At 45.9% G+C, this 14597-nt stretch carries 8 protein-coding genes; 2 read left to right on the forward strand and 6 right to left on the reverse strand.

Annotated elements, in window-relative coordinates:
- Positions 1-209: 209 nt before the first annotated feature.
- Entirely contained in the window at positions 210-932 is a 723-nt protein-coding gene (locus tag H6G89_RS36270; RefSeq protein ID WP_190509988.1) for a Crp/Fnr family transcriptional regulator, read from the reverse strand.
- Positions 933-1116: 184 nt separating this feature from the next.
- Between H6G89_RS36270 and H6G89_RS20975 the strand changes: the two genes are divergently transcribed.
- Positions 1117-1746 carry a chemotaxis protein CheB gene (locus tag H6G89_RS20975; protein ID WP_190509990.1) on the forward strand — a complete coding sequence of 210 codons (630 nt, stop codon included), beginning with the start codon at positions 1117-1119 and terminating at the stop codon, positions 1744-1746.
- A gap of 129 nt (positions 1747-1875) precedes the next feature.
- Here H6G89_RS20975 and H6G89_RS20980 read toward each other — a convergent pair whose 3' ends face one another.
- The 5 genes from H6G89_RS20980 to H6G89_RS21000 form a co-directional block, all read right to left on the reverse strand.
- The gene (locus H6G89_RS20980) at positions 1876-2199 is read right to left on the reverse strand and encodes a hypothetical protein (protein ID WP_309230072.1); all 324 of its coding nucleotides are present in this window, start codon (positions 2197-2199) and stop codon (positions 1876-1878) included.
- A gap of 232 nt (positions 2200-2431) precedes the next feature.
- Positions 2432-3220 carry an SDR family oxidoreductase gene (locus H6G89_RS20985; RefSeq protein WP_190509992.1) on the reverse strand — a complete coding sequence of 263 codons (789 nt, stop codon included), beginning with the start codon at positions 3218-3220 and terminating at the stop codon, positions 2432-2434.
- A gap of 775 nt (positions 3221-3995) precedes the next feature.
- Positions 3996-5408 carry an ATP-grasp enzyme gene (locus H6G89_RS20990; RefSeq protein ID WP_190509994.1) on the reverse strand — a complete coding sequence of 471 codons (1413 nt, stop codon included), beginning with the start codon at positions 5406-5408 and terminating at the stop codon, positions 3996-3998.
- 16 nt (positions 5409-5424) lie between these two features.
- Complete coding sequence (locus H6G89_RS20995; protein WP_242060043.1) at positions 5425-6270, reverse strand: O-methyltransferase; 846 nt, start codon at positions 6268-6270, stop codon at positions 5425-5427.
- Positions 6267-7520, reverse strand: a complete 1254-nt coding sequence (locus tag H6G89_RS21000; RefSeq protein WP_190509996.1) for a sedoheptulose 7-phosphate cyclase — start codon at positions 7518-7520, stop codon at positions 6267-6269. Before H6G89_RS21000 ends, H6G89_RS20995 begins: the two co-directional genes overlap by 4 nt.
- A gap of 1073 nt (positions 7521-8593) precedes the next feature.
- Here H6G89_RS21000 and H6G89_RS21005 point away from each other — a divergent pair.
- Positions 8594-14587: an AAA family ATPase gene (locus H6G89_RS21005; protein ID WP_190509998.1), complete on the forward strand. Its 5994-nt coding sequence runs from the start codon at positions 8594-8596 to the stop codon at positions 14585-14587.
- Positions 14588-14597: the final 10 nt, after the last annotated feature.

Here is a 14597-nt window from a genome sequence, read left to right on the forward strand (position 1 = left end):
TCTCAAAGGGGGAATTGCGTTGCAACGCTCCTGATTCTGCAAAGCTGTTGAGTCAGTTGATCAAGACTCAATCCAATCACGGTAGCAAGATTACTCAAACTGGATCGCAAGAATCTACAAAGACAGCGATCGCCCAAAACTCGTAAGCTTATTGTTACCGTTCTAATTCAAAAAAATTCCTCTTCTGTTGTTGAGTTAGTTCACTCAACTTAATTCATATGATTGTCACCAATTAAACGCTCGAACTCCGTTTTGATGAGGGCATAACACTCACAGCTTGTTACCTCTAACCCAGGTCGATCTTGAATAGATATTTTGCCGTACTTGTAGGAAATAAAACCAGCATTTTGTAACTTAGCCGCGACCTCACTCACCCCTGCTCGCCGAACCCCCAACATTTGTGACAAAAATTCGTGAGTGAGGGAAAATTCATCGGTTCCTACTCGATCGTGTGTCAAGAGTAGCCAACGGCAGCAGCGTTGTTCAATCGAATGAACTCGGTTACATAATGCGGATTGGGAGATCAGGTTGAACAAGGCTTGCGTGTAGCGATGCAGCACCTCATAAAGTGCTGTACCGGGGGTAACTTGAGTCCGCAAATCCTTTGCGCGCATTTTCAAGCCATTACCTGGAATTTGAACCATTGATATTCCTGGGATTCTCTCGGCTCCCAGAAATACGGGCAGTCCCACCATCCCTTCATTGCCAACTGTACCCACCTCAATGAGTTCACCTTCTGAAGTGAGTGACAGCAGTGAGCAAACGCCTTTTAATGGAAAATACACAAACTCAATCGGCTCATTTGGCTGATAAAGCTCTCGTTTAAAGTCGAGGGAAACAAGTTCCAGGTAGGGCTGAAGCTGCTCAAATTCTTCTGTTGGCAAGCTAGCCAGAAGCCGATTATTAACAAAATTTAAAGATTCTTGGGACACAAAGATTGGCTTTCCAGTTACATCACTCGTATCTCATGGAATAACACAGAGCAAAAGATAAAACCCTCTGACACAAGGGGAAGAACACCTAAACAAGAACTGTACGCTAAAGTACAATGTGAGAGGACGCAATTGTACGGTTAAGTACACTTCTGTCTTTGACGGTTCTTAAGTTTGCGCTCTCATGAGTTCCCTTATCCAAATTCCGCAACATCGCATTTTCTCCCACTTTCCCAATATTGCGTTTAATGTTGTGGCATTGGCAGCTTCGATGGGGGGAATACCAACACTCCGTACCATTCTGTCTGCCTTGCCTGCCGATTTTCCAGCAGCAATTCTGGTCGTCCAACACCTCAGCCCCAACTCCAGCCACTTGCCTGAGGTCTTAGGCTATCGAACTGCTCTAAAGGTCAAGCCAGCAGCAACCGGAGATGTTTTGCGTCCGGGCACGGTTTACGTTGCTGTTCCGGCTCGTCACCTGTTGGTTCAGCCAAACGGGACACTGCTGCTCTCGGATGATCCTAAGATGAATTTTATTCGCCCAGCTGCTGATAAGCTGTTGATGTCAATGGCAACCACCTATAAATCACGAGCGATCGCGGTTGTCCTCACGGGTAACGGGAGTGATGGTGCATTGGGCGTGTTAGCCGTTAAGAAGTATGGGGGCGTGGCGATCGCTCAGGATGAAGCGACCTCTGAGTTTTTTGGTATGCCCGGAGCAGCAATCGCCACAGGACAAATCGATTGGGTATTACCAGTAGAGGCGATCGCCTCCAAACTACTTCATCTCGTGACATCGGCAGTTGTAGCCTGATGAATGGCGTTGCTGAATGCAGATATGAATTGCCCTCATCCCCAACCCTTCTCCCTAGGGTGAGGGCTGCAAAAGGCTTCAGTACGAAAATCATACTTCTATTTAGCAACGCCACTTTTTCTATGATTCTCAAGGCTGTAAATTAGGGGGGGCTAATTCTGGATGCGATGCCCACACCATTCGCCGAAGTCTAGGTAACTGACGGGCATAAAAAATGGATACCAGGACACAGACAACGCCACTGACGGCTACAGTAGTGGGCGCACCCAACAAGCTAACAAGAGTACCCTGAAACAAATTACCAAACGAAATCATGCCAAGGAACGACATATCGCTCAACACTCCACCAAAGGGAACCAGCACCAAATTGGGCACCTGACTGACAAAGCCCACAATTCCCAGTAGCACCGGCGATTGAGTCAGGTGATAGACCAACCAAACCATTGCCACCATTGTGATCCAACTGCCGACAAGAGAAAGCCCCTGACCGAGAAAAAACAGCCGATAATTTCTTGATCGGAAGGCTGGAAATGAGAGAGTTTGTTTAATGGAATTCAAGGGGGAATATACCTTTCAAAATCAAGATCGGAAATTCAATTAATTCACAAATTGGGTAGAAAATAGGCAGGGGTAGATTTTGTTAAAACGCCGACTGTAAGCTCACAGAAATTTGCTAAACCTGCCCTTACAACATTTGGACGCCACCGCTAACGGGCAAATATGCCCCAGTGATAAATCCTGCTGACTCAGATGCCAGCAACAGAATGGCTCCAGCAACATCTTCTGGTAATCCATTTCGCTTTAGTGGCACCCTTTGAGCCGAAGCATCTTTATGGGCTTGCGGTAATCGGGCAGTCGCATCGGTCAAGGTTAAGCCCGGTGAAACCACATTGGCGCGAATGTTATGAGGACCAAGTTCCAACGCCAGACTTTTGATGAACGCATCTAATCCAGATTTGGCGGTACTATGAGCAACAAAGCCTTCTCCGGGATCGCGGGATAAGCCACTGCTAACCGCAATAATGCAGCCTCGCTGGCGTTCTATCATGGAAGGAACAACCGCCTTACAGGGAAAAAACGCTCCTTTCAGTTCTCCCAGCAATTTTGCTTCAAAGTCTTCCCAACGGTAATCCACAAAGGGAGCCATTGGAAAATTTGCGTTGGCATTAATTACCAGCGTATCTATGGTTCCCAGAGTATCAGACACTTGTTGCACCATGGCATCGACTTGCTGTGGATCGCGCACATCGGCTTTGATTGCCATTGCCCGACCACCACCAGATGTAATTGATTCAACAACATCCTGCGCCGCTGGTTCACTGCCGTAATAATTGACACCCACCACAGCACCGTGTTGCCCCATTAGTCGAGCGGTTGCTGCACCAATACCGCGACTTGCACCTGTAATCAAAACGACGCGATCGCGCAGCAGTTGGGTATTATTTGAGACTTGTTGAGGTTGAGCCGTAACCATCGTTTGCTCCTGTTATTTTTGTTGGATTTTTTATGGTGTTGGACAAATGATGAGAATTGATTCCAACTGCCAGACAACACAAATGCTTCTAATACTTTTTGCGTATGGAGAGTAAATTCTTGCTGCTCTGGTTTACGGTTGATATAACTTTGGTTCAGCCATCAAATGTTCACTGCTTTGTTGAGCGGTGCGATCGCTCAAATAGATCAACCAGGCAAAAGAACTGTCTTTACTAAATGCCTATATCCAGAAAGCTCAGTATTACTCGTTCACATTTTTAGTTGTTTCAACCTTCACTTTAAAGAGCATTGATTATTAAGTTCTCTTTCATCAGGAAGAGCCATCAGTATGAACCCAAGCAACCAAGGATGAAGTATTTGGCTCAATCTAAGGAGACTAAGTTGTTGACTCTAGGTAAAACTTAGGTCAGCATTTGAAACCTAATACCGATTCAGGCTGTGATGGCTACACATAACCCCACCACCTACGGCACCTCCCCTTACTAAGGGGAGGTTGGGAGGGGTCGCATGTGTCGTGTTTTCAAATCAAATTGGTATAAGTTATACTCTCAACTTCTATTCAATGAAGTGTTGTTTGAAGGACACTCTAACTTTACAAAAGCTTTGTTTTTAGAAGACTTTAAGTTGTGTAATCGACTTAACGTGGATTCACACCAAGGCTTACTTGAGTTCTTGCCACAATCGCTCAATCAGATTGACCCTTAGGTAGTAGAGAAGCTGAAATAGGGGAACAACGTTGTCAGAAAAGCTGATGATTACTCAATCAATTCCCCAATATTGAAATCAATGCGAATCCATCGCTTGAACTTTCTTAAACTGTCGAGCAGTTGGAGGGGAATTTGCCAGTGATGCACCATCAAAAACGGAAGGGGGTCATCTACTCTAAAAATGGCTTCCTTCCCCTGCCAGATGGTGTTAATCCAGCGTTGCAGTTGTTTAAGCGATCGCACCTCATTCAACCGCCAGAGTTCGTGATAGAGCCAGTAGGTAGGTTTGCTAGAGGTCAATGGTCGCAAAGGTTCGGAGGGAGCTTGGGGGTCAAGGTAGGCAGCAGCGACACCGGGATGGTTGTAGAACATGGTGATTGCCGAGTGGGTGCGGGGGTTACACTCGATCGCATAAACCGTCCCATCTTCCGCTTGAATCAGGTCAAAAGAAGCCTGCCCATAGCCTGGAACAGCCGATAAGAACCGTTCGATCCAGGCAGCGATTTCAGGTTTATCGACCTGCTGATAATTCACCTGAAATGCAGAGGATTCGCAGCAGCAGTAGAGCGTTGATCGCCCATCGCGGACGGTACTGTGGGTGCAATATTCCTGCCCTGGAATGAACTCTTGCAAAATCCAGGGTTTTGCCTCGCTAATGGGCAAACGGTTTACAAAAGATGCCGTTGCCTCTGGCGTTTCGCAGGGAAGTTTGGTCAGGTCGAGCCGATGTTTGGCATCGTAGGGAATGCTTTTCAGAATGTATTTGCGTTTTTCGTTTGAGAAATCGAAGTTTAAGACCTGTTCCGGTGATGTCATTCGATAGGTCTTTGGAACCGTCAGCGAGAGCGATCGCGCTTGTTCCGCAAAAGCAAATTTATCGTCCAACATTTGAATTGTTTCAGCATCAAAATGACAAACCTCACAGTAATCCGCGAGTGGATGCTCAGTCATTCCGTCGTAATAAAGCACAGCGAAGATAGCAACGGGAATAAACAAGTCGATCTTCTCTTGACGAGCGATCGCCCGAAGCGTATCAACGTACCCCTGCAAATCCTTCGCCGGATCGGGCACGGTGTAGAATGCTCCAACCGTGTTGGAATATTGATTCCCGCTATGCCAAAACTTCTCCGTATCAATTAAGATTACCCGATGCCCAGCCGCATGAAATGAACGGGCAAGCTGGAGGGCTTTGGTCATTCTGCCGCCTGCAATCAAGATATTTTTGGGCTGCTCGGCTGTGATGAGTGTTGGTGAGGAACGGCGGAACCAACTCCAAAAGAGTGAACCAAGAACGATCGCCAAATTAAAGGGAAAGGCGATCGCTAATAACGCCAGTGTGCCAAGGTTTTGCAGAATCGCCCAAATGACAGACTGTAAATTGAAGGGTTCCTTTGCAACGGTCTTAACTGGATGGGGAGCGTTTGTTTGCCGGGTTGGTAGCGTTTGATAGGTTTCTGTCATAATCTCTACCCATCCCTCAAATCCGACGAATGAGCGTGAGTCCATCTCGAACGGGAAGTAAAACCTGTTCGGTACGGGGATCATCGGCAACGACTTGATTAAAGTGGGCGATCGCCTTTGCAGTATCCGATTGCTCTGACTCTGAGAGGTAAACTTCTCCTAAAAACAGCGTATTGTCTGCACAGATATAGCCGTTGGGTGCAAGTAGATTGCTGCCGATCAGTTTCTCGTAATACTCCACGTAACCCGCCTTATTCGCATCGATAAAGGCAAAATCAAAGGTTGCTTGATCGGCAATCAGTTGATCCAGGGTATCTGAAGCGGCACCCAATTTGATCCCGATTTTGTGACCGTGGGGCGATCGCTCAAATAAACGTTGAGCAAACTGGGCGGCGTAAGGATCAATTTCACAGGCAACCAGGCACCCGTCCTCCGGTAAGGCTTCTGCCATTGCCAGTGCGGAATATCCGGTAAACATGCCAATATCCAGAACCCGTTTAGCCCCGGTCATCCGCACAAACATTTTCAACGCCTGTCCTTCCAGGTGTCCGGTCAACATTTCTTGCTCTAAATGTTGTTCCGTTTCCCCTCCGTCAAATTTTGCCTGCCAGGGTTCGTGCTGCGTTTTTTGCGCGATCTCCGTTAAAGCGAGTGATTCGGGTGTTGTCGATCGCTCCAAATAGTCATCCAACCCTGCGATTAAAAGCAGTGCTTTTTGGAGATGGATAGCGAGATCGCCGGGAGTATCGGTGATTTGGGGTAACAGGGCGATCGCCTTCTCTAGATGATGAGCCGCAATTTTTACGGGCGTAATGGGGCGGGGTGGCGTTGCAGGCATCGAGTTCGTGACGCTGAAGGTCATACAGCACCTCCCACCAGCGAAGGAACAGACTTGACGAACGTCTCTTCTGGTTTCACATAGGCATCAATTCCGTCTCCTGCCCTTGGATAAGCGGCACACAGGCTCTTGTGTTCTTTCAGGGTTGCTGCCAATTCCTCACGGGTCAGGTCATTCACAAAGTGACAGGTACCAATCGGATGGGGAACCGCCGCCCGCAGTAGACCATCACGGGTCAAGGTAATCGATTGGGTAGCTTTCCAGAGGAGTTCAATATCTAAATCGGAGTGATCCAACGCTAACCCCAGACGGCTCATTAATCCCAGAATGCCATCGCGCTCCCCTAAAGAGATATAACCCCGACGTGCGGCAAGGGTTGCAGAAAACGCCATGTCAATGCTGACAGCGTGACCATGAAGCAACGGAGGCTCTGGCGTGAGTTCTAACGTCGGACTCCAGGTGTGACCATAGGCAATCACGCGATCGAGCATCAACTCATGCAAGTTGGGAGTTTCTAGCTCCAGCATGGTTTTGATTGATTCATAGTTCACCTGATGTCCCACATTTCGCAAAGAGATATCATTACTGCGGTAGCCAAAGTGGGTGTAGAGCAGATCTTCCCCGTAGCGATCGAGCAGGTCAAACACCTGCCGATTTGAGACAACGGCGATTTTGACCAGTTCTGCCATGCCATTGCGAATTTGATCAACAGGCAGCGATCGCAGGAATGAGAAATCGAGAAAGGTTGCTTTCGGCGCGTGATAAGCCCCCAGACGGTTCTTTAACTTACCGTGGTTAACCGCTACTTTGATGGCAATTCCAGCATCAATCAGACCAATCAAAGTGGTTGGAACTCGAATGTAGTTTGTGCTACGCCGATAGGCAGCACAGGCAAAACCCACCACATCGGTTACTAAACCACCCCCGATCACTAAAACGGGTTCTTTGCGTAAGAGGTTAAAACGGCAAAAGGCATCGATAATCGTTTGCCAGGTTGCGATCGTTTTACTGGGTTCTTTAATCGAGACGGGAAAGATCGTTAATTCAATCCCATAGTGTTGAAAATAATGCTGCAATTGAGCACCATACAACTGGTTGACGGTTTCATCTACAATCGCAAGACACCGTTTAAGTGTGGTGTAATAATTGGCTAGGTTTGATTGGCGAATATCAAATAGCCATTCAACGAACTGAAAATCAAATTCAATCTTTTCGTAACCTTCAACTCGAAAACCTGTTGAAGTTGTAGAAAGTTGTGCCTGAATATTGCTCATGGCTCTAGCGGTAATCCTGTTGAATGAAGTGAAATGGCAAACACAGGTCTGTGAGATAGCTCCAAATCGCTATCTCTAACAAAACCATGCCACCATGAATGACTTACTCCAGGCTGAAAGCAGCCTGAGATGAGGGTTGTCAAAACCCCTACAAGTTATGCAAAATGATTATCAGAACAAACTGCTTGCTAATTCTTCGGTCATTAGCAGATGTTCAGGGTTTATGGAGATAGAAAGCTTCAACAAAGCTACACATGGAAGAGCCAATCCGACGCTAGAAAATGAGAGTAAATAAACACTCGAATTCGGATAGACTTGGCAAACTCCCAGAAAGTCACGATTCCAAAGATACCTTTACATTGAATCATTGCGGAGGAGTACCAAAACTATCGGTAGCTTAATTGACTCCTGCAAACAACGAACTCTATCAATGGGCGGAGAAAACGTTTGTAATGAAAATCACTTATCCCCCTTCTGATGTCACTCTTGCTGACACAAAGTAGTGCCTATTGGGATTTTTCTAGCACACCAATCATTAATGACCTAATTCATCAATGCCCATCTCAATAGAAAAGTGGAACTGATCGGAGGAGCTTTACGTGGCATCCCGTTACGTGCTCAAGCTCATGGCAGTCTCTACGCTCACATTATTACTTGGCTAGGAGTTTATAAATCTGGTACTTCCAGTGTGAAGGGTTACGGTAATCTAACTATGCGTTTAGATGAAGATAATGAACCCGACCGGATGTGGTATTGTGACTCAAACAGAATGGTCAATCTCAACGAGGATAATTACATCGAAGGTTCCACAGTTTGCCTCTGGAGCATACCAACAATGACTGCGTTTTGTGCAATCGTTGTTTATGTAAAGACAAACTTGTAAAGAGGTGCTAAAGACTATGATGTCTGCCTAAAATCATCTGCTTTTTATTGTACTTTTACCTCGTTGCAGTTTAAATGGAGAGACTAGCAAGAGCTATAAGCCGTGCAGATGGCGCGAGCACTTGCTAAACCGATTATATACGCCATGAATCGGTAGACCAGAGGTACGACATTCATCAGGAGAGTGTTCTATGATTGCCTTACCTGGAATTGCTGTCCAAAACAAGATCTATGAAAGCTCAGCATCGTTGGTATATCGAGCCATCCGGGAGGAGGATGGTGAGGCGATCGTTGTCAAACTCCTGAAGCAGGATTATCCTTCTTCTCAAGAATTAACGCGCTATAAACAGGAATATCAGATTACTCGCTCTCTGAAGCTAGAAGGTGTAATCAAGACTTATAGTCAGCAGGCATATCAACACACGCTCGTTATTGTTTTAGAAGATTTTGGTGGAGAATCTATCGCAAGATGGATGCAGCAACGACCAGATTTTTCTCCGATGCCATTACCTGAGTTTCTTCGGTTGGCGATCGCGCTCACAGACACCTTGGGTAGAATCCATGCGGCCGGGATTATTCACAAGGATATTAACCCAGGAAACATTGTTCTTAATCCCGATACGGGTGTTGTCAAAATCATTGATTTTGGCATTGCCACTCAATTTAGCCGCACCACTGCAAGCTTTAAGAGCCACTATAGTTTAGAAGGAACCCTTGCTTATCTCTCGCCAGAGCAAACCGGACGAATGAACCGCTTGCTCGATTACCGCACTGATTTTTACTCATTAGGTGTGACGTTTTATCAGTTGCTCACCGGACATCTGCCATTTGAAACAACTGATATTTTAGAGTTAGTGCATTGTCATATTGCGAAACAACCGATTCCGCCGCATGAGATTGGGGGTGTGGGGTGTAGGGTGTGGGGTGTGGAGGATGCGTCATCATCCACAGCTAATGCAATTCCTGAAGCGGTTTCGGATATTGTGATGAAAATGATGGCGAAGGATGCAGATGATCGCTATCAGAGTGCTTGGGGCATTAAAGCGGATTTAGAAAACTGTTTGCATCAACTTGAATCAACAGGGCAGATTCATGCCATTCAGCTAGGGCTTCAGGATGTTTCTGAGCAATTTCACATCCCCCAAAAACTCTACGGACGTGAAGCAGAACTTGCAACATTATTGACAGCATTCGACAAAGTAACAGGGGGAGACGCGGAGAGTGAACAAATTGACCCCACACCCCACACCCCACACCCCACACCCCTAATGCTAGTCTCCGGCTATTCTGGTGTTGGCAAATCTGCGTTAGTGCAAGAACTCTACAAGCCGATCACAGCAAAACGTGGCTACTTCGTTTCAGGTAAATTCGACCAATTCCAACGAAATATTCCCTACAGTGCGATCGCTCAAGCTCTGCAAAAGTTGGTACAGCAATTACTGGGTGAACCTGACGAACAGTTGCAACAGTGGCGATCGCGCCTTCTCACGGCACTCGGTAGCAATGGACAGATCATCATTGATGTCATTCCCGAAGTTGAACTGATTATTGACAAACAGCCACCCATACCAGAGGTTGGGGCAGCAGAAGCTCAGAATCGTTTTAATCGGGTTTTTCAACAATTTGTGCGCGTGTTTTGCTCAAAAGAACATCCGCTTGTAATTTTTCTGGATGATTTGCAGTGGATAGACTCTGCAACGCTCAAGTTGATTGAATTGATCGTGCTGGATGAACAAACTCAGCATCTGTTTTTGATTGGAGCTTATCGAGATAATGAAGTGACTCCAACGCATCCTCTGATGTTGATGCTGGAGCGGTTACGAGAACAAAGAATAGTTCCTCAAGAGATTGTTCTATCACCCTTAACGATTGAGCCGTTGTGTCAGTTAATTGCCGATACACTGCACCAAAGTACCGATACGGTTTGTCCTTTAGCTCAATTAGTGCTGCATAAAACGGAGGGTAATCCCTTCTTTGTTGGCGAATTTTTGCGGATGCTGTATAGCGAGAATCTGTTGTCGTTTGATGCAAAAAGATTGGGCTGGCAGTGGGATATTACTGAAATTCAAACCCAAGCCATCACTGATAATGTCGTGGAGTTGTTGTTGAATCGGTTAAGAAAACTATCTAAAAACACACAGCAAATTCTCCGATTAGCCGCTTGTGTCGGTGCTGAATTTGATTTAGAGACGTTGGCAACCGTTTGTGAGCAAACTCCTGAGAAAGTTTCTTTCGATTTACTGGAGGCGATACAAGCTGAACTGATTCAACCGCTGTCTGAGTTGAACGAAAATCTGTTCGTTCAAGAATACAAATTCTTACACGATCGCGTTCAGCAAGCTGCCTATGCCTTAATCGATGAGCCGCAGAAACAAGTGGTTCATCTGCAAATTGGTCGTAATTTGCTTGGAAAAATGTTGCCGGAGTGCCTCTCAGAGCAGCTGTTTGAGGTTGTCGATCATCTCAATCACGGAATTGAACTGGTTACTGAACAATCAGAACGTGATGAAATTGCCCGATTGAATTTGATGGCAGGTCGGAAAGCAAAAGGGGCGATCGCTTACACCATAGCGCAAAAATATTTAACCACAGGAAGAAAGTGTTTATCAGATTCTAGCTGGAAAACTAACTATGATTTGGCATTGGAATTGCATGTAGAGACAACAGAAATAGCATATTTATGTGGTGAGTTTGAGCAGGTAGAATACTGGAGTGAAATTGTTCTACAAGAGGCTAAAACGTTCCTCGATAGCATAAAAATATACGAAGTCAAAATTCAAGCTGACATGGCGCAGAGACAGCCATTGAAAGCGATTGGTACAGCACTACAGGTTTTGCAACAATTAGGAATTCGCTTTCCTGAGCAACCCAGTCAGTCAGATGTTCAGCTTGAACTCAGCGCAATCACAGATCTTCTTAGTGAGAAGCCGATCGAGGACTTAATTAACTTGCCGGAGATGACAGAGCCAGAGACATTAGGAGCGATGCAAATTCTGTCAAGCATCACGATAGCTGCTCGGTTTGCTGCACCCACTTTGCTGCCTTTACTGGTGTCTAAACAAGTTAACTTATCCATCCGGCATGGCAATACGCTGACCTCTCCCTTTGCCTATGCCACGTTTGGATTAGTTCTTTGTGGAGTAGGCAAAAACATTGAGTCTGGTTATCAGTTTGGACAATTGGCACTGAGATTATTGTCGCAGTCGAAACCTCATTTACTTAGAGCAAGGACATTGCTCATCGCACATTATTTCATCGTTCACTGGAAAAAACATAGTAAAGAATCGTTAGAACCACTGCGAGAAGTCTACCAAAGTGGGCTAGAAACAGGAGATTTAGAGTCTGCTGCCTATGGTGCTCACACTTACTGCGTTCAGTCCTTTAGCGTTGGCAAAGAACTCGTGAAGCTTGAATGCGAGATGGCAATATACAGTGAAGCAGTGTGTCAAATCAAACAGAAGATATCACTAAGCTTGCTACAAATATTTCAGCAATCTGTTTCAAATTTGATGGGATACTCAGCCAATTCAACCCGCTTAATTGGCAAATTTTATGATGAAGAAACTAGCCTGCCACAACTAAAAGCAGACAATGATAGAATCGCGATCTTTTCTGTATATTTCAGCAAGCTCTTCCTATGCTATTTATTTTCTGAATATGCTCAGGCGATTGAAAATGCAGACATAGCAGAGCAGTATGGCATTCGTGATGCATCGACATCTCTTGTTCCTTTATATTACCTCTGTGATGCTCTGGCAAGACTGGCAATATACCCTGAAAGCGATGTTCAAGTGCAGTTAGAAATCCTCAAGAAAATTGCAGTTGAGCAGGAAAAAATGAAGCGGTGGGCAGATCATGCACCCATGAATTATTTGCATAAATATCATCTAATCGAGGCAGAGAAAGCGCGAGTTTTGGGTCAGTGGTTTGAGGCAGAGGATTTGTACGAACAGGCAATTCAAGGGGCTCAAGAAAATGAGTATCTTCAAGAAGAAGCATTAGCCTATGAATTAGCTGCTAAGCATTATTTGGCACGAGGGCGGCAAAAGATAGCTCAAACCTATATGAAAGAAGCGCACTATTGCTATGAACGCTGGGGGGCAACAGCAAAAGTCAAGGATTTAGAAACGCGCTATCCACAGTTCTTTTCTCAATCGTCCAGCATTGCTCCTTCAATTCACACCACTGCTGAAACAACCTCGAATACTTCACCTATTGCTTTTGATTTAGCGGCGGTGATGAAGACGTCACAAGCGATCGCACGCGAGATTGAACTAGAAAACTTGCTCCGTTCCTTGATGCAGATCTTAATTGAAAATGCTGGCGCACAAACTGGATATTTAATTTTAGACAATGCAGGAGAATGGGTGATTGAGGCTGCCTGTGAGCTTTGCGAGGGTGAAAGTGTTTGTGCTACGCAAGTGCTGCAAGCGACCCCAGTCACAGGTCATTTACCCGAATCCGTTGTTCAATATGTGATCCGAACTCACGAACCTGTCATTCTGAACCATGCAGCGCATGAAGGCAGTTTTATCAATGAACCATACATTCAGCGCAATCAAACTAAATCGCTTCTTTGTTTACCGTTGCTCAATCAAAGTAAGCTAGTTGGCGTGCTGTATCTGGAGAATCAGTTAGCAATCGGGGTATTTACACCAGAGCGATCGCAACTTTTACATCTACTATCCACACAAGCGGCGATCGCGATCGAAAATGCCAAGCTCTATGCCAAGCTTCGTAGCAGCGAAAGCCGAATTGCTCAATTTTTAGAGGCAGTTCCAGTTGGGATTGTAGCTGTCAATCCGATGGGTCATCTGGATTACTTCAACCAACGGGCCATTCAGCTATTAGGCCAAGGAATTAATTCTGCAATTGCACCAGAACAACTGTCAAAGGTTTATCAGCTTTATACGACGGGAACGGATCGCTATTACCCAGTTGACAAATTACCAGCAATTCGAGCATTGAGCGGCGAACAGAATTCTGTTGACGATATAGAAATTCACCAAAATGACGTAGCTGTTCCTGTTGAAGCCTGGGGAACCCCGATTTTTGATGAACAGGGTCACGTGATTTATGCGATCGCCGCCTTTCAAGATATTACTGAACGCAAGCAAGCCGAGAAATTGTTAGCCGATTATAACCGTACCCTGGAACAACAGGTCGCAGAACGAACAGCAGCATTACAGGCAAGCGAAGCCGAACTGCGCCTACGAGAACGGGAATTGCGGCTGATTACAGATGCTCTCCCGGTTTGTATCAGTTATGTGGATGCCAATCAATGCTATCGATTCATCAACCGCACCTATGAAGACTGGTTTCAGTGCAACCGGGATGACGTTTTAGGCAAACCGATTCGTGAACTTTTAGGAGAAGAGTCTTATCAAATTGCAGAACCTTACATTAATCAAGCACTGGCAGGACAACCCACAACCTATGAAACCGAAATTCCCTGTGTGTTTGGCAAAAAGTATACCAGCGGCTTCCTGATACCCGATATCGATTCCGATGGGCAGGTGCGAGGATACTACGGGCTAATCACCGATATTAGCGATCGCAAGCGTGCCGAGGAAGCCTCGATTTTAGAAGAACGCAACCGCATGGCGCGAGAAATTCACGACACGTTAGCTCAATCATTTACGGGGATTTTAGTCCAAGTCGGAGGAGCAACCCAGGTACTGATGGATGATGTCGAAGCAACCCAGGCGCATCTGGATATGATTGATGAATTGGCACGAATTGGGCTGAGTGAAGCGCGGCGATCGGTGTCAGCCCTTCGTCCCCAACTGTTAGAAGAAGGCGATTTATCAAGTGCCCTTCATCGGTTGGTAGCTCAAATGCGATCGACGACGGATACAGCTTTAATCTACGAGATGCAGGGTACAGTCTATCCCTTGCCGGCTGAGGTGGAAAATAACTTACTCCGAATTGGACAGGAGGCGTTGACGAATGCCATTAAATACGCCTACGCTCATGAAATTCGAGTCGAGTTAGTTTACGAAACTATTCAGTGCATATTACGGATCAAAGACGATGGGCAGGGCTTTGGAGTGGGGAGTATTCCATCAAACGGTGGATTTGGCTTACTAGGAATGAGTGAACGAGCAGATCGAATCGGAGCGAAATTGACAATTCAGAGTCAACCAGGGCAGGGTACAGAAATTGTAGTGGTGATTGGGGTGTAGGGTGTAGGGT

Origin of the sequence: Oscillatoria sp. FACHB-1407 (assembly GCF_014697545.1) — a bacterium.
GTDB lineage: Bacteria > Cyanobacteriota > Cyanobacteriia > Elainellales > Elainellaceae > FACHB-1407.

What these genes read in the sequence shown, in the direction of transcription:
- H6G89_RS20990 (WP_190509994.1), bottom strand. Translation starts at nt 5,408, where the DNA reads ATGACAGAAACCTATCAAACGCTACCAACCCGGCAAACAAACGCTCCC.
- H6G89_RS20980 (WP_309230072.1), bottom strand. Translation starts at nt 2,199, where the DNA reads ATGGTGGCAATGGTTTGGTTGGTCTATCACCTGACTCAATCGCCGGTG.
- H6G89_RS20985 (WP_190509992.1), bottom strand. Translation starts at nt 3,220, where the DNA reads ATGGTTACGGCTCAACCTCAACAAGTCTCAAATAATACCCAACTGCTG.
- H6G89_RS20975 (WP_190509990.1), top strand. Translation starts at nt 1,117, where the DNA reads ATGAGTTCCCTTATCCAAATTCCGCAACATCGCATTTTCTCCCACTTT.
- H6G89_RS21000 (WP_190509996.1), bottom strand. Translation starts at nt 7,520, where the DNA reads ATGAGCAATATTCAGGCACAACTTTCTACAACTTCAACAGGTTTTCGA.
- H6G89_RS20995 (WP_242060043.1), bottom strand. Translation starts at nt 6,270, where the DNA reads ATGACCTTCAGCGTCACGAACTCGATGCCTGCAACGCCACCCCGCCCC.
- H6G89_RS21005 (WP_190509998.1), top strand. Translation starts at nt 8,594, where the DNA reads ATGATTGCCTTACCTGGAATTGCTGTCCAAAACAAGATCTATGAAAGC.